A 17,032-nucleotide genomic window follows, 5' to 3' on the forward strand; every position below is an offset into this window, starting at 1 on the left:
GGAACTAGCTTGAATGCGGAAACTTCCGCAACAGCCGAACCAGCCGCTCATCTACGCATCAATCAAATCGGCTATCTCACCGACGACGCCAAAGTGGGCATCGCCTTTGCCGAACAGCCGCTCGATGGCACGTTCCAAGTCCTCGATGCCGATAGCAAAGAACAAGTCATGTCAGGTCCGCTTATTACGGCCACGGCAAAAGCCTGGGGAAAGTTTCCTCACTGCTACGAACTCGATTTCAGCGCTGTGAAGAAGCCCGGGAACTATATTCTCAAGCTCGATCCCAGCGGCGCGGAATCGCGCCCGTTTGCCATCGGCAACGACGCCTATAAAAACTATCAAGACGATCTGCTCGTTTTCATGCGGCAGCAACGCTGTGGTTACAATCCGTTTCTGGACATGGTCTGCCACAAACGTGATGGACGCACGGCCTATGGCCCGCTCCCGGCGGATAGTTTTGTTGATGCGAGTGGAGGGTGGCACGACGCCGGGGATCAGCTCAAATATCTGATCACTTCGAGCAACGCCACGGCGCGAATGTTACTCGCTTACGAACTCGATCCGCAAAAGTTCGGCGACCGCGTCGACGACATGGGCCGACCGATTCCCAACGGCATTGCCGACGTACTCGACGAAGCGAAGTGGGGACTCGATTGGCTGCACAAGCTCCATCCTCATCCCACGCACCTGTATCACCAAGTCGCCGACGATCGCGACCACACCGGCTGGAAATATCCCGACCAGGACGATTCCGATTACGGCTGGGGCGCGAACAGCTATCGCGTGGTTTACTTCGCCGACGGCAAACCTCAAGGGCTCAACAAACATAAGAGCGAAGCCACCGGCGTGGCTAATCTTGCGGGCCGCTCGGCGGCGGCCATGGCCATCGCCGCGCGGATTTGGCGCAGCGATTTCAACGATCCCGTGTTCGCCGACAAGTGTTTGGTTGCGGCCAAGGAGTTGTATCAACTGGGCAAGGACAAAGAAGGCTATCAGCAGGGCAACTCGTTCAAGGCGCCTTATCGCTATATGGAAAATACCTGGGCCGACGACATGGAATGGGGCGCCGCGGAGTTATTCAAAACCACGGACGACAAAGCCTATCTCGCCGACGCTCAAAAATACGCCGAGCAAATCGCCGCGACTTCGTGGATGCCGCATGAAAAGGTGGGGCACTACGAATTCTATCCGTTCATGAACGTAGGTCACTTCGCTTTTTACCCGCATGTCGATGCCGCGATGCAGAAAAAGCTCGCCGAGTACTATCGCGAGGGAATCGAAGCCTGTGTCGCCCGCGGCAAGAAGAATTCCTATCAAATCGGTGTGCCGTTCGTGTGGTGTTCCAACAATTTGGTGAGCGCACTGATCACGCAGATTCTGCTGTATGAAAAAATGACCGGCGACATGCAGTACCATGATTTTATGCTCGCCCAACGTGATTGGCTCTTGGGTCGCAACCCCTGGGGCACGTCGATGTTGACCGGCATTCCGCGCGATGGCGAGTATCCCGAAGACGTTCACACTGGTATTTGGTATCTCACCAAGAAGATGGTCCCGGGGGGCATCGTCGATGGCCCCGTCTACACGTCGGTTTACGAAAACCTGATCGGCTTGCATCTGACGCAAGACGACGAGTTCGCCGATTTCCAGAATGAGCACGTTGTCTATCACGACGACATCGGCGACTACTCCACGAACGAACCCACGATGGATGGCACGGCCGACGCGATCACGCTGCTCGCTCATTTTGGCGATGTCGATCTTACGTCCCCGGCGCTGAAAAAATCTCAAACGACAAAGAAACCCGCCGACAGCGATAAATTCACAATCATCGAAGACGGCATCGTGCGCGGTCCCAAAGATCAAAAGCAACTCGCTCTCATCTTCACCGGGGGCGATCACGGCGAAGGGACGGAGTTGATTCTCGACACGCTCAAAGAACAGCAAGTTCCCGCGTCGTTCTTTGTCACGGGGGGCTACGTTGCTAAGCCGGAACACGCAGCTTTACTGCGCCGGATGGTCTCCGAGAAGCATTTCCTCGGCCCGCATTCCCACGGCCATTTGCTTTATGCCCCTTGGGAGAACCGCCAGAAATCGTTGGTCAGCGAGAAAGACTTCAAAGACGACCTGCAACGCAATCTCGACGAACTGGCCAAGTTCGGCGCGAAGCATGATGGGCCGATTTACTTCGTGCCACCCTACGAATGGTACAACAAGCAACATGCCGCCTGGGCCAAGGACCTTGGCTGCGTGCTCGTGAATTTCACTTCTGGCAGCGGGTCGAATCGCGACTGGGCTCCCGAGGATCACGCGTCGTTCAAGCCGTCTCAAGAGATTCTCGCCGACATACTAAAATATGAAGCCAAGGAACCTGACGGACTCAACGGCCATTTGCTGCTCCTGCACCTCGGCAGCTTGCGCAAAGACAAGATGCCACCCAATCTCGGCACGCTTATCGACGAGCTCAAAGAACGCGGCTACGAATTCGTCAGCCTCGATCAGCTTCTCCAGCAATAGCTTTCCTCTCGACCATTCTGGCAGGCGGTTGAACAGAACCGCTGGAATGTTTGTTGCTCGTAATTGGCTCCTGTTAACACTGGCTTGTGGAACACGGTTCGCGTGAGTTCCCCCCATTGTTGCGAGCCCGTTCGAATGACCAAGCTTCTGCGTACCACTGAAAATGGTTTGTATTGCCCCCAGGGCGATTTCTATGTCGATCCCTGGCGAGCCGTGCCGCGGTCGGTGGTGACGCATGCCCACTCCGATCATGCCCGCTGGGGAAGTGACAACTATCTGGCAGCCCGGGAAGGCGCGGCGATCTTCCATTTGCGATTGGGTCACGAGGCGAATTTCGATTTCGTCGAATACGGCGAAACGCGCACGATGAACGGCGTGCAGGTGAGCCTGCATCCCGCCGGCCACATGACCGGCGCGGCCCAGGTGCGAATCGAATATCAAGGCGAAGTCTGTGTCGTCAGTGGCGATTACAAATTGCAAGCCGATCTCACCTGCCGCTCGTTCGAGCCGGTCCGTTGCCACACGTTCGTGACGGAATCGACGTTTGGACTGCCCATTTATCGCTGGCAAGATTCATCGGAAGTCTTCGCCGAGATCAACGCCTGGTGGAGATCGAATCAAGAACAGGGCAAGGCGAGTTTGCTTTACGGCTATACCGTCGGCAAAGCTCAGCGGCTGCTCGCGGGCATCGACTCGGCAATTGGCCCCATCTTCGGCCATGGCGCGATCATTAATGCCTGCGAAGCTTACCGCGAATGCGGCGTTGTTCTACCCGAAGTGCAGCGCGTGATGTCGGTGGACCGCGATTTCGACTGGAGCCGCGCACTCGTGGTCGCGCCTCCCTCGGCCAACGGCACGCCCTGGATGCGCCGCTTCGGCCGCGTGTCGACCGGCATTGCGTCGGGCTGGATGCGCGTGCGCGGGATTCGCCGCCGCAAGGTTGTTGACCGAGGATTTGTATTGTCCGATCACGTGGATTGGTCGAGTATGCTCACCGCGATTCGCGAAACCGGTGCGGAGACCGTCTGGGTCACTCACGGTTACGTGCGGCAGGTCGTCGAACATTTGAATCAGATCGGTCTCCATGCGGCGGCGCTCGCCACGCAATACGGCAACGAAGAAGAGGATGACGACGTTGCGGCAACAGAAGACGAGGTTGAAGCTCAAATCGCTCCTCCCCTAGCCCCTCCTCCCCTTACCGTTCCAAACAGTACCGAAGAGGGGGAGGTACGGTCATGAAACGCTTCGCCGCCCTTTACTCCGCGCTCGATCAAACCACGAAGACGAGCGAGAAGATCGCCGCACTGGCCGACTATTTCAAAACTGCGTCACCGGACGACGCTGCTTGGGCCGTTTACTTTCTCTGTGGTCGCAAGATCCGGCAACTCGTGCCGACGAAACTCTTGCGCGAGTGGTCCGCCGAGCGCGCGGGCATCGCCAGCTGGTTGTTCGACGAATGCTATGAAGTGGTCGGCGATCTGGCGGAAACAATGACGTTGATTCTTCCCCCCGCCGAAGCAGCCGCTGACTTGCCGCTGCATCGCTGGCTGGCCGAGCGACTTTTGCCGCTCCACACGAGCGACGTTGAACAGAAAAAACAAGTTGTCGAGCAAGCCTGGAACGAACTCGACGAAGCCACGCGGTTTGTGTTTCACAAAATTATCACGGGTTCGTTCCGCGTGGGTGTGTCGCGGGGACTCGTGGTGCGGGGTCTTGCCGAAGCGAGCGGCATCGATGCCGATGTGCTGTCGCATCGGTTGATGGGAGATTGGGAACCGACTGGTGAACTGTTCGCCGCGTGGGTCAATCCAGATACGCACGACGCGGGGATCAGCAAACCATATCCCTTTTTTCTCGCGCATCCGCTGGAAACGGAACCCAGCGAGTTGGGCGAGTCGCTCGACTGGCAAGCCGAATGGAAATGGGATGGCATTCGCGCGCAGTTGATCCGCCGCGCTGGTGAAACGTTTATCTGGTCACGTGGCGAGGATCTCACGACCGATCGCTTTCCCGAACTCATCGCGCTCGCACAGCACCTACCTGACGGCACTGTTATCGATGGCGAGATCGTCGGCTACCGCGATGGCGAGATTATGCCTTTTGCAGCGATGCAACGTCGCATCGGCCGTAAGCAGCTTGGCAAGAAAATCTTGAGCGACGTGCCGGTGGCACTCATCGCGTTTGATTTGTTGGAATTAGGTGGCACCGATATTCGGCAACAACCACTCAGTGAACGGCGTGCCCAGTTGGAGCAAGTGATTTTGGATTCCCGCCTGCGCGGGAACGACGGACAGAACGATGGGAATGACGGCGAAGGCTTTCTGCTTTCCACGGCTCACCACTTTACGAGCTGGAACGAACTTGCCGAGTTGCGGCAGACAAGCCGCGAGCAACAAGCCGAAGGATTGATGCTGAAGCAGTTGAATTCGCCCTATCGCGTGGGCCGACCGCGCGGGGATTGGTGGAAGTGGAAGATCGAGCCCTACACCGTGGATGCCGTGTTGATTTACGCCCAGCGCGGGCACGGCAAGCGGGCGAGCCTCTACACCGATTACACGTTTGCCGTGTGGGACGAGGGGAACCTTGTCCCGTTTGCCAAAGCTTACTCAGGCCTTACCGATGCCGAGATTGCCAAAGTTGATCGCTACGTTCGGCAGCATACCATCGAGCGATTCGGCCCCGTGCGCAGTGTGACCCCCGAATTGGTCTTTGAGTTGGCGTTTGAAAACATCAGCGAATCGAATCGCCACAAGTCGGGGGTCGCGGTCCGGTTTCCTCGCATCGCACGTTGGCGCGAAGATTTGAAAATCGCAGATGCCGATTCGCTGGAAACGATCCGTGCGATGATCCGCGCCAATCCCCACACGGCGGAGCAACCGTGATGGCGAATCCCCAAGCTCAAGCGCTGCGTCATCTGAATAGCTGGTTTGCTGAACGTGGCCGTAAGCCGTTTTCGTTTCAAAAAGAAACGTGGGCCGCTTACTTTCGCGGTGAGAGCGGACTCGTTCATTCCCCCACCGGCACGGGCAAAACATTGGCCGTGTTCTTGGGATCGGTGCTCGAATGGCTTACTGAGAACTCTGATTACTTGAAAGACATACAGCCTGTTCCAAAAAAACAATCGCGGGCCCAACGGCGTTTGCGTGTGCTGTGGATCACACCCCTCCGCGCGCTCGCCACCGATACCGAAGTGAATCTCAACACGGCGCTTCGGCAATTGCAAATTCCTTGGCTCGTCGAAAAACGGACGGGCGATACTTCGTCGTCACTGCGGCAGAAGCAACGTGAAAGCTATCCCGAAGTCTTGATCACAACGCCCGAAAGTTTGTCGTTGATGCTCTGCAATGCGGATCTGGCTGAACGGCTCAGCGATCTACGGTGTGTGGTCGTCGACGAATGGCATGAACTGTTGGGCAACAAACGGGGCGTGCAAACGGAGTTGGGACTTGCACGATTACGTCGCCTGCGGCCCAACTTACGCGTGTGGGGACTCTCGGCCACGCTCGGCAATCTCGACGAAGCGCTCGCCACATTACTAGGTAGTTCGGCAACGCGCCCCGGCACATTGATCGCCAGCGACCTCAAGAAAAAGTATGAAATCAAATCGCTGATCCCCGCCGAGATCGAACGCTTTCCCTGGGCGGGGCACTTAGGCACGCGCATGGCCCCCGAAGTGGCTCAATTGATCGCCGCGGCCAAGAGCACGCTCGTGTTTACCAATACGCGCTCGCAATGCGAAATTTGGTACCAAGCATTGCTCAAGGTCATGCCCGACTTCGCCGGCAAGATGGCCGTGCATCATGGCTCGTTGGATATCGAACTTCGCCGCTGGGTGGAGAATGAACTACGCGAAGGCCGCTTGCGTTACTGCGTTTGTACGTCGAGCTTGGACCTGGGTGTTGACTTTTCGACCGTCGAGCACGTGGTTCAAATCGGCAGCCCGAAAGGCAATGCGCGACTCTTGCAGCGCGCCGGCCGCAGCGGCCATCAACCCAAAATTCCCAGCCGCATCACGTTCGTTCCCACGAATGCGTTGGAGCTGATGGAACTCGCCGCAGTTCGTGATGCCTTGATTGCCCACCGCATCGAATCGCGTCATCCGCTCGAAAAGCCGCTCGACGTGCTCGCGCAACATGTGGTGACGATTGCCGTCGGTGGCGGCTTCGATGCCAAGGAGCTGCTCGCCGAAGTGCGGACCACACATGCTTATCGCCATCTGTCGGAGCAAGAATGGCAGTGGGTGCTCGACTTTGCCCGGCAGGGGGGATCGTCGCTCAAAGCGTATCCCGATTTTCATCGCATTCAGTTGATCGAAGGCAAATACCATGTCACGAGTGCGCAGATCGCGCGGTTTCATCGGCTCTCCATCGGCACAATCACCAGCGACGTTGCCGTCCAGGTGAAATATCTCAAGGGGCGCAAACTCGGCACCGTCGAAGAGTCGTTTATCAGCAAGGTCGAGCCGGGGCAAAATTTCATGCTCGGCGGTAAGTTGCTCGAACTCGTGCGGATTCACGACAACACGGCGTGGGTTCGCCGCGCGAAGGGGATGTCGCAAGCCATTCCTCGTTGGATGGGGGGACGAATTCCGTTGTCGGGCGAACTCTCGCACGCCATGCGCGAAAAACTCGCCCAAGCCGGGGCAGGGGAGTTCATCAGCCCCGAAATGCGCTCGCTCGAACCACTGTTGGAATTGCAGCAAAGTTGGTCCGCGCTTCCCAACACCGATCAAGTCCTCGTCGAGCACTGGAAGAACCGCGACGGCCATCATCTCTTTATCTATCCGTTCGCGGGTCGGCTGGCCCACGAAGGGTTGGCTTCGCTGTTGGCATTGCGAATGTCTCGGCTCGCGCCGATCACGTTCTCGATGGCGATGAACGATTACGGATTGGTGCTCGTGTCGCGCGATCCGGCCCCGTTCGATGAAGCACTCCGCCATGATTTGTGGAACACCGACGCCGTCGCCGACGACGTGCTAGCAAGCCTCAACGCAACGGAACTTTGCAAACGACAATTTCGCGAGATCGCCCGCGTGGCGGGGCTCATCTTTCAAGGCTACCCGGGGGTGCGCAAAACCGGCCGGCAAGTGCAGGCTTCGAGCAACCTGTTCTATGATGTGTTCAGCGAATACGACCCCGAGAATTTGCTGCTTCGCCAGGCTCGTCGCGAAGTATTGGAACAGCAATTGGAATACTCGCGCCTGGTCGAGGCCTTGAAACGAATCGCCAGCAGCGAATTATTAGTACGCCATTTGGTGAAGCCGTCACCCCTGTCGTTCCCGCTGTTGGTCGACGGGATGCGCGATCGGCTCACCAGCGAGAAACTCTGGGAGCGAGTGAAGAAGCTGCAAGAACAACTCGAAAAATCTGCGGGGGCTATTGAACACGGCCTGATTGCAACACGAAATAAAGAAGCCAAGATTACAATTTCCGCAACATGAGGATCAGGGTGGATCACGAGAACACAATTTCAATTCGCGGCGAAACGCTGCGGTTGCTCCCCGAAAAGCTGATCGAATGGCCAGCTCAAAAAACATTGCTGGTTGCCGACCCGCATTTTGGCAAGGCGGCCACGTTTCGTCAGTTTGGTATCCCCGTCCCCGAGGAAACCACGCAGGCTATGCTGACGCGCTTAACGAGCGTGATCGAACGGACGAATGCGCAGCGATTGCTGATTCTCGGCGACTTCATTCACTCCAACGTAAAACATGCTGACAGCTTTGAAGCGGCGCTCGCCACGTGGCGTGCCCAACATCGCGAATTGGAAATACTCCTCTTGCGCGGCAACCACGATCGCGGCCGTGCCGATCTGTTCGCGACACTCGATATTCAAGTTGCGAAATCACATGCTGAAGGTCCTTTCTTGTTCGCTCACGATGCGGCGACTCTAGCTAGCGGCGCAGAGAGCGAACTCTACGCATTCACGGGCCACATTCATCCGCAAGTGGCCCTCTCTGAGGGCAAGAAACAACTGCGGCTCCCTTGCTTTTGGTTTGGTGAGCATCATGCCGTGCTCCCCGCGTTTGGGGATTTCACAGGTTGTGCGACCATTAAACCCACACAGGGTGACCGCGTTTTTGTCATCGCTGACGGTACGGTCATCCCGCTGCATTCGCTCACGTTCGCCAAGTCGAACATCGTCCATGGTGGTTGATCTGGCGCCACTTAGCGCGTAAGTGATTGGCCCACGACTCGCGGGATGCTATTCTGCCATCAACTCGTATTGACCGCGCATCGTTCTTCTGGGGACACCTTATGTTCGACTTTATCAGCAAGCTCTTCGATACGAGTGATTTCCCGCCGCGCTGGAAGTGTGGCAACTGGGACGCCGGTCACGGGTGGCTGCATATTCTTTCCGATTTGGCCATCTTCGGCGCCTACACCGCGATTCCCTTGGTGATCGCCTACTTCGTCATCCGCCGGAAAGACGACATTCCTTTTCCACGAATTTTCTGGCTGTTCGTCGCATTCATTTTCGCCTGCGGCACAACCCATCTCACCGAAGCGATCATTTTCTGGCAACCCGTGTATCGTTTCGCAGGAATCGTCAAACTCCTGACCGCTATCGTCTCTTGGGCAACCGTGATCGCGCTCTGGCAGATTGTTCCCAAAGCCTTGCATCTTCCTGGCCTCGCAACGCTCAACGCCGAGCTCACCACAGAGATCGAAGAACGTAAGCGTACCGAGCAAGCCTTGCGCGAAAGCGAAGAACGCTTGCGGATCGCGCTCGCCGCCGGGCGGATGGGGACATGGGAATGGGATGTCCCTAGCGGCGAAGTTCGTTGGTCGCCGGAACTCGAAAAACTCCACGGCCGCGCACCGGGCTCATTCCCTGGCCGATTCGATGCCGTGTTTGAAGATGTTTTCCCCGAAGATCAGCCGCTGCTCACCACCAGCGTGCAGCGTTCGTTGGATATGAATGAAGAACACCGTGTCGAATACCGCATCAAACGACCCGACGGCGAAACGCGCTGGGTCGAGGGCCGGGGGCGGGCGTTTCACGACAGCAACGGCACGCCGCAACGGATGACCGGCATTTGCGCCGACATCACCGAACGGAAGCAAGCGGAAGTCGAACGAGAAGCGCTGCTCACCAGCGAGCGCGCCGCCCGCAGCGCCGCCGAACAAGCCAATCGCATGACCGATGAATTCCTGTCGGTCGTGTCGCACGAATTGCGCACACCACTGAGCGCAATCCTCGGCTACTCGCAACTCTTGCAGATGGGCATGGTCGACCAAGTGGAAATGGAAGAAGCCTTCGCTGCGATTGAACGCAACAGCCAGGCCCAAGTGCAAATCATCGACGACCTCTTGGACATGAGCCGCATCATTTCAGGCAAGCTGCGACTCAACGTGCAATCGATCAGCCCCGCAGAAGTGATAGAAGCTGCCCTCGAAACAGTGAAGCCTGCCTCCAATGCTAAAGATGTACGCATCATCAAAGTCTTGGATCCTGTGGCCGGCCCGATCCTCGGCGATTTCGACCGCCTGCAACAAGTAATGTGGAATTTACTTTCCAATGCCGTAAAGTTCACCCCCAAAGGTGGCCGCGTGCAAGTTTCCTTGGAGCGCGTGAATTCGCATCTAGAAATCAGTGTCGCCGACACGGGTTGCGGCATCCGCGCCGATTTTCTGCCGCACGTGTTCGAACGCTTTCGGCAGTCCGAAGAATCCACGACTCGCCGCCATGGTGGGTTGGGTTTGGGACTCTCGATAGTCAAGCAACTGGTCGAACTGCATGGCGGCAGCGTCCGCGTGGAAAGTCCCGGCGAAAACCAAGGGGCAACTTTTGTCGTCTGCCTACCACTGCAAATCGCGCGGCATTCTACCAACGAAGAACGTATTCATCCCACTCAGGGGCAAGAATCGTCGACCCAAACCGCCATTGATTTAACCGGCTTAAAAATACTTGTCGTCGATGACGAGATGGATGCCGCGAACGTCGTGCGACGTTTGCTCACGCATCGTGGCGCGCAAGTCACCACAGCCAGCAGCGCGCAGCAAGCTCTACAAGCTTTCGATCTCGAACGGCCAGATGTCATCGTGAGCGATATCGGCATGCCGAATATGGACGGTTATCAGTTGATCCGCGAGATTCGGCTTCGCTCGCCAGAGCAGGGGGGAACAATCCCCGCGGTGGCACTCACGGCGTTCGCGCGAAGCGAAGATCGCCGCCGGGCTTTGCTCGCCGGCTTTCAAAATCATGTCACCAAGCCGGTCGATCCGGGCGAGTTGCTCGCGGTGATCGCAATGCTGTCGGGCCGCACGGCAGTTCAATCCGACGTTGATTGAAGCGGCTAGAACTTCTTCTCACACCGGATGGCATAACAAAAAAAGCACCCGCTCAGCAAATTGTGAAATCTGCTGGCGGGTGCTTTTAGTTATCGGCATCGATCTCGTTGATCGATGGTGCTTAGATAACAGCGGAGATGCACAGCCAATACGCCAGCGAAGCCTATGTTATTTACGTCAACTAAAATGATTCAGATGCGAAAACGTCGACGCTAAAAGCGTAGCAGTCACTGAGAATCTTTGGGATCGCACTGAATATCGTTACGCGGGCACGCACCTCGGCGGCCACAAGAGGAGTCAACCCGAAATGACATTCATAGTCGTTAATCGAGGCTCAGCTCGCTGTGGCAACGGATGCCTGCGTCTTTCCCTCCGGAACAGCAGTGAACCCCTCCAAATTCCTAGATAAAATGGACTTTAACCCATGATTGGTCAAAAAAAGTGATGGCTCTTGCACAAGTCCGCCCGGGCCATCCTCACAGTCCTCCCAAAGGCCCACGTAAACCCTTATGAGACAATAAGATCCGTAAAATTCCCTGAAAATCCGACTAAGAACATTCAATTCAATGGTGGCTTCGCTGTTCTGCCTTACCTACTTTAACGATTCTCACGGAAAGTTTTACGAAAGCGCTTGCAATTGCTTTTTTGCGTCATTACGATTTATTTCGAGGGAAAACTTTTCGTTTAGCGATTAAAGTGAAATTTGCTTGCATAACCTTATCTAATTGGCTTTTTTATTAACCGGGTGACTTTCGCTTTTGTCATCCTTAAACCTGTGACACCGCTTTCAGGCTATCTGTCGCGAGTTGGGGCACACAAGCGACAACCTGCCGACTAATTATCCAAGACGTTTTTGGGAGGGCCGTACGTAGGGTCTTGCGAACTGATTGTCAGCGTGCAGGAGAACTCTTTTTGGGAAGAGTGTTTGACTGAGGGAGAAGGAAGAGGAGGCTTGGGAAATTGCGACACGGACTGCGGTTCGATCGTTAATGTTTTTACTTTTCGGATCTACTAACTGTGAGGTGCTCTAATGAAGAAGACTTTGGTCTTGGCTGTCTTAGGCCTGGTGGCCTGTGGAATGAGCGCGGCAAATGCCGCCACGGAAGTCCTGAATAATGGACAATTCAATGCTTTGGACCCTGCTGGAACTCAGCAATTCGGCCAAACGCCGACCGGTTGGACCGTGACTGGCGTGCGAGGTGTTGATCTCGCTTATCAAGACGTGCTTGCCTCCGAAGGTTTTGCGGATGTTGATGGGGGTGGGTCGGGCCTGTTCTTTAAGGCCTTTACCGGTAACCCCCCCTGGGAACCGACTGTTGGCGCTGTGACTGGCAGCATTTATCAAGACAACCCAGGCACGGCGGGTATGAAGTATGTCCTCACCGCCTGGTTCGGTGCCGAGGCAAATTACTCGGGTCTTAACACACCGGGTGCCAATTCGCTTTTGGCCCTCGATTTTCTTGCCGCTGGTGATGCTCTCATCAGCAGTGCAGTGCTCGATCTCGAAGCAGCTGGTCTGGGTGGTCCCAATCCTGGCTTGAACTACGAAGAGTTCAGCTTGTCTGCCATTGCTCCAGCGGGCACCGTGGAAGTTCGTACTCGCATCACGATGGTTGATGGCGCGTTCTTCCAAGATCCTGGCCAGGCTTTTGTGGCCGACGATTTGTCGTTGATCTGCGTTCCCGAACCAAGCACCGCTTTGATGGGCGGCATGGCCTTGATCGGTCTTTTGGTCCGTCGGCGTAACGCCTAGTTTTCAGCAATCCCGGAAGCAGTAACTCGTCCTACCAGCTCTATTTAAACGACTGGTCGGCCGCTTCTAGGAAGACTTTCGCTGGGCACCCTTGATTCGCAAGGGTGCCCAGCATTTTTTCTTTTCGATTTTCTCAAATCGGTTAGCTAATGAATCCCTAGCTAACATTTCCGTGCCTGAGCTAAGCCCCCGTGCTCGTTAAGAATCACGAATTTCTTGGCAAATAGGCCCTTTCCAACCATAATAGGACGAGAACCTTGGCGTCCGACTATTCTTTTTCTTTTCCTTTTCTTCGATACGAACTTCCTCGTCACGGCGCGTGACGAGAAACGCATGCCACGATGTGTGCCGCCAAGGTTGTTGGCACACCCACGAGAACGGAACATCGGAGACGAACTTCTTTTGTATAAGAGTGAATAGTTCTACATGAAATCGATCATAGCGAAATCTAAACGAGCTCTCCTTTACGCTTTCGTTGTTGTCGGCTTGTTCTGCGCAGCCGAAACCGCTCGAGCTCAACACACCAAAGCCCGGCTTTGGAACGAACAGCTCTTGCACGCGATCAGCATCGACACGGCTCGTCCGACGGTCCACGCACGGAATTTGTATTCCCTTTCGACCGCCATGTACGATGCCTGGGCAGCGTACGACTCATCGGCGCTGCAATATATGCATCAGGAGAAGATGCTCCCGGCTGGCGATACTGACGCTGCCCGTGACGAAGCCATCAGCCATGCGGCCTTCAATGTGATCTTGCATCGCTTCGTATTTGGCCCTGCTGGCAATGGACCAGGGGCCTTCCAAACCTTAGTCGATATTCGGCAGCAAATGACCGACTTCGGTTACAACCCTGATTTCACGTCCACGGTCGGCAACTCGCCCGCCGCGCTAGGTAACCGGATCGCTCAGTCGATTATCAACCAGGGCCTGAGCGATGGCTCGAACGAATTTGGATCGTATGCAACTCCAGGCGGGACGTTCGCTCCCGTCAACCCTCCGCTCACTTTCGACGCGCCTGGGACTGTGATGAATGATCCGAATCGTTGGCAACCGCTGCACTTTGTGGGTGGTCGCGTTGACCAATTTGGCCGTCCGATCAACGAAGCCACGCAAAAACACTTGACACCATTTTGGGGAGCGGTAACTCCTTTCGCGATGACGGCCGCGGACATTAGTCCGAATGGTGTTTACCATGACCAAGGCACGCCCCCGGGACTTAACGACCGGCCAAACGAAGACAAGTTCAAGAGTGATGCGCTGCAATTAATTCGCCTCTCGTCGGAATTGGACCCCAACGATGGTGCGATGATGGATATTTCCCCCGCGACTCGGGGCAATACTCCCGATGCGCCATTCACGGAGAGCTACGACAACGTGGGCTACGCCGTGAACCCGTATACAGGCCAACCCTACGAACCTGAGGTGGTTAAGCGAGCGGATTTTGGTCGCATCATGGCCGAATTCTGGGCCGATGGACCGCACTCGACGGCCCCTCCAGGGCATTGGAATGAAATCCGCAACGAAATCACGGATAAGATGGAATTGCTGGGGATTCCCAAGCAGATCGGCGGCAGCGGGCCGACCGTGAGTGATCTTGAATGGGACATCAAAAGCATGTTTGCACTGAATGGTGGCTTGCACGACGCCGCGATTGCTGCCTGGAATCATAAAGGCGTTTATGACTCTTCACGACCGATTTCCTTTATCCGTTATATGGGTCAACTAGGGCAGTCTAGCGATCCGTCAGATCCCTCGTATCATCCTGATGGCTTGCCCTTGGAGGCGGGGCTTGTGGAAGTCGTGACCTCCGCCACGACTGCACCCGGCGAGCGACATGCTCACTTAGCGGGAAGTGAAGGCAAGATTGCAGTCCGCTCTTGGGAAGGCGCGGTGACTGGTACCGCGCCGTTTGATGATCCTTCAGAGATCGGCGGCGTCTCCTGGATTCTCGCTGAGAATTGGATGCCCTATCAATTGAGCAGCTTTGTGACTCCTCCCTTTGCTGGTTATGTTTCTGGTCATTCGACCTATAGCCGTACAGGTGCCGAGATATTGACGTTGCTGACGGGCACACCTTATTTTCCGGGCGGAATTTTTACTTACGATATCCCCATGGGATCGGGCTTGGACTTCGAGTATGGTCCGACCACTCCCGTCCAGTTGCAGTTTGCCACATACTTCGACGCTTCGGATCAAGCCTCGATGTCGCGGATTTACGGTGGTATCCATCCCGCGGCGGACGATTTTGCAGGCCGACGGATTGGGCATATTGTTGGCCCTGAAGCGTGGGCATTGGCGATGCAATATTTTTCGGGTCGATTGGTCCCAGAGCCAACGAGCTACGTACTCTTGCTAGTTGCCCTCACCTGTGCCGGGCAGAATCGTCGGTTGCGAAAGTGAGGCTGCTCGTGATTTCCATGCCAACGATTTTACCAGCAGTTACGTTGACGACGTGCCGCCGTCTGCGCGGCGCGCGCTGCCATACGTTACTCGTTGGTTTGTCGATGTTTCTTCTGGTCCATCATGCGGATGTCGCGCTCGGGGTGCCAACCTTTACCGACGCGACCGCCGCAGCGGGCATTGTTTATCCACTACCGGCAACAATCCCACCACTTGGCGATAATTCCATTTCGCAAACAGGTGGTGCTGCGGCTGGCGATTTTGACAACGATGGCTGGCCCGATTTGTTCATCACGAGGCAATGGGACTCACCTTTCTTATATCGCAATAATCAAGACGGCACCTTCACGGATGTCACTTCAACAGCATTCACCGCCGGCCTGCCTGGCCCCAATACGGGGGGCGCCAGCTGGGCTGATATCGACAACGATGGTGACTTGGACCTTCACGTCAGCAATGTCTTCAACGCTCAGGGCAACCAACTTTATATCAATGATGGTGCTGGCCACTTCGCCGATCAAGCCACAGCACGTGGCGCGCAGTTAGGAGGCACGAATGTTGCCTCGACGAGTGCCTCCTTCGGCGACTACGATAACGATGGGTATCTTGATATGTATGTAACCGAGTGGCGGGGACTAGGGGGCTATACGGCGAATCCCCCGCAAGCTCGCTTGTTACGGAACCGCGGGAACGCTCAACCGGGACACTTTGAGGATGTCACGGCTGCCTCGGGCGCTGCCATGGGACCACTGAGCGGGCTGCCCGTCTATCAAAGCAATTCTTTTACCCCGCGCTTCGTCGATTTCGACCGGGATGGTAACTCAGATATCGTTGTTACCAGTGATTTTGGCACGTCGAAGTTGTTCTGGAACGATGGCGATGGCACCTTCACCGATGGTACATCAGCAATTGCCAACACCCGTGGTCTAAGCGACATGGGACTCGCCATTGGAGACTATGATGGCGATGGCTTGTTGGACTGGTTCACGTCGGATGTTTGCCATCCGAGCGATTGCACAACCACGTCGGGCAATCGATTGTTCCGGAATTTTGGGAATCGAGTCTTTCTCGAATCGTCAAATTTTGCTGGCGTTCGAAATGCTGGATGGGGCTGGGGCACCGAAATGCTCGATTACGATAATGACAAAGACCTCGACATCGTTGTAACGAACGGCTATTACACTGGCCCCACCGTACCCGCCGGATACGAGACCGATCCCGTGCGGTTATTCAGGAACAATGGCCAAGGGCCATTCCTGACCACGTTTACCGATGTCGCGGCTAGCGCTGGGATGACCGATACTTCACAAGGGCGCGGCCTGCTCAAGTTCGACTATGACCGGGATGGCGACCTCGATGTATTGATCGTCAATAACTTTCAAACTCCAGTGCTGTATCGCAACGACGGTGGTAACGAAAACAATTGGCTACAGATCGAAACCGTGGGCACGATTTCCAATGCCAATGGCGTGGGAGCCTTTATTACGGTGACGCCGGACTTGGCGTTTCCCAACAAAAAGCTTGTCCATGAAGTCACTCTCAGTAGCAGCTTCCTCTCGCAAAGTGAATCACTCGCCCACTTTGGGCTAGGCTCCAGCGCTGATCTCATCGACTTAATTCGCATCGAGTGGCCGGCCAGTGGGATTGTGCAAGAATTCCATGATGTTTCGCCCAATCAGCTGCTCACGATCAGAGAAACCCATCCCTGCGACTTCAACCAGGATGGTACCGTCGATGGCGATGATCTGCTCGTCTGGCAGGCGGCCTATCGACTGAATGCCGATGCCGATGCGGATGGCGATGGCGATAGCGATGGTGTTGACTTCCTGATTTGGCAGCAAAATGTGGGTACCGGTGCCCTATCTGCCGTGATTTCTCCTGCAACTGTGCCAGAACCCGCTTCGCTTACGATGAGCTGGCTGTCCGGTTTTGTGGTTTGCCACTTACTGGGGCGCCGGTCTTGTCGTGCTGGAATTAATCATTGAGCCAGCCGAACGCTTGCTGGTTCAAGTGATCAAGGGTTTTAACACAAATTGATGTCTGATTTGCTGGCAACCGCACCACGAGCTTT

The 17,032-nt window shown here is 55.8% G+C and carries 9 protein-coding genes; all 9 read left to right on the plus strand.

From position 1 onward, the window contains the following. Window positions 1–9 precede the first annotated feature (9 nt). Window positions 10–2,517, plus strand: a complete 2,508-nt coding sequence (locus SH678x_RS22065; protein ID WP_496920630.1) for a glycoside hydrolase family 9 protein — start codon at window positions 10–12, stop codon at window positions 2,515–2,517. Between the two features lie 135 nt (window positions 2,518–2,652). Continuing rightward, window positions 2,653–3,756 carry a ligase-associated DNA damage response exonuclease gene (locus SH678x_RS22070; RefSeq protein WP_496920631.1) on the plus strand — a complete coding sequence of 368 codons (1,104 nt, stop codon included), beginning with the start codon at window positions 2,653–2,655 and terminating at the stop codon, window positions 3,754–3,756. Beyond that, the gene (locus SH678x_RS22075) at window positions 3,753–5,399 is read left to right on the plus strand and encodes an ATP-dependent DNA ligase (RefSeq protein ID WP_496920632.1); all 1,647 of its coding nucleotides are present in this window, start codon (window positions 3,753–3,755) and stop codon (window positions 5,397–5,399) included. The genes SH678x_RS22070 and SH678x_RS22075 overlap by 4 nt, the downstream gene beginning before the upstream one ends. Beyond that, window positions 5,399–7,957 carry a ligase-associated DNA damage response DEXH box helicase gene (locus tag SH678x_RS22080; protein ID WP_496920633.1) on the plus strand — a complete coding sequence of 853 codons (2,559 nt, stop codon included), beginning with the start codon at window positions 5,399–5,401 and terminating at the stop codon, window positions 7,955–7,957. The genes SH678x_RS22075 and SH678x_RS22080 overlap by 1 nt, the downstream gene beginning before the upstream one ends. An 8-nt stretch (window positions 7,958–7,965) precedes the next feature. Next, window positions 7,966–8,670 carry a ligase-associated DNA damage response endonuclease PdeM gene (gene pdeM / locus SH678x_RS22085; protein ID WP_496920634.1) on the plus strand — a complete coding sequence of 235 codons (705 nt, stop codon included), beginning with the start codon at window positions 7,966–7,968 and terminating at the stop codon, window positions 8,668–8,670. Between the two features lie 101 nt (window positions 8,671–8,771). Next, the gene (locus SH678x_RS22090) at window positions 8,772–10,808 is read left to right on the plus strand and encodes a hybrid sensor histidine kinase/response regulator (protein ID WP_496920635.1); all 2,037 of its coding nucleotides are present in this window, start codon (window positions 8,772–8,774) and stop codon (window positions 10,806–10,808) included. A 1,030-nt stretch (window positions 10,809–11,838) separates the two neighbouring features. Beyond that, window positions 11,839–12,561 (plus strand): PEP-CTERM sorting domain-containing protein, encoded by a 723-nt coding sequence (locus SH678x_RS22095; RefSeq protein WP_496920636.1) that lies wholly within the window; start codon window positions 11,839–11,841, stop codon window positions 12,559–12,561. A 426-nt stretch (window positions 12,562–12,987) separates the two neighbouring features. Next, window positions 12,988–14,961: a vanadium-dependent haloperoxidase gene (locus tag SH678x_RS22100; protein WP_496920637.1), complete on the plus strand. Its 1,974-nt coding sequence runs from the start codon at window positions 12,988–12,990 to the stop codon at window positions 14,959–14,961. A 104-nt stretch (window positions 14,962–15,065) separates the two neighbouring features. Next, entirely contained in the window at window positions 15,066–16,946 is a 1,881-nt protein-coding gene (locus tag SH678x_RS22105; RefSeq protein ID WP_496920638.1) for a CRTAC1 family protein, read from the plus strand. Window positions 16,947–17,032: the final 86 nt, after the last annotated feature.

This window comes from Bythopirellula superficialaquae (genome assembly GCF_059632245.1).

Coding starts and splice junctions, on each gene's coding strand:
- SH678x_RS22070 (WP_496920631.1), top strand. CDS start 2,653: ATGACCAAGCTTCTGCGTACCACTGAAAATGGTTTGTATTGCCCCCAG.
- SH678x_RS22075 (WP_496920632.1), top strand. CDS start 3,753: ATGAAACGCTTCGCCGCCCTTTACTCCGCGCTCGATCAAACCACGAAG.
- SH678x_RS22080 (WP_496920633.1), top strand. CDS start 5,399: ATGGCGAATCCCCAAGCTCAAGCGCTGCGTCATCTGAATAGCTGGTTT.
- SH678x_RS22090 (WP_496920635.1), top strand. CDS start 8,772: ATGTTCGACTTTATCAGCAAGCTCTTCGATACGAGTGATTTCCCGCCG.
- SH678x_RS22095 (WP_496920636.1), top strand. CDS start 11,839: ATGAAGAAGACTTTGGTCTTGGCTGTCTTAGGCCTGGTGGCCTGTGGA.
- SH678x_RS22100 (WP_496920637.1), top strand. CDS start 12,988: ATGAAATCGATCATAGCGAAATCTAAACGAGCTCTCCTTTACGCTTTC.
- SH678x_RS22105 (WP_496920638.1), top strand. CDS start 15,066: ATGTTTCTTCTGGTCCATCATGCGGATGTCGCGCTCGGGGTGCCAACC.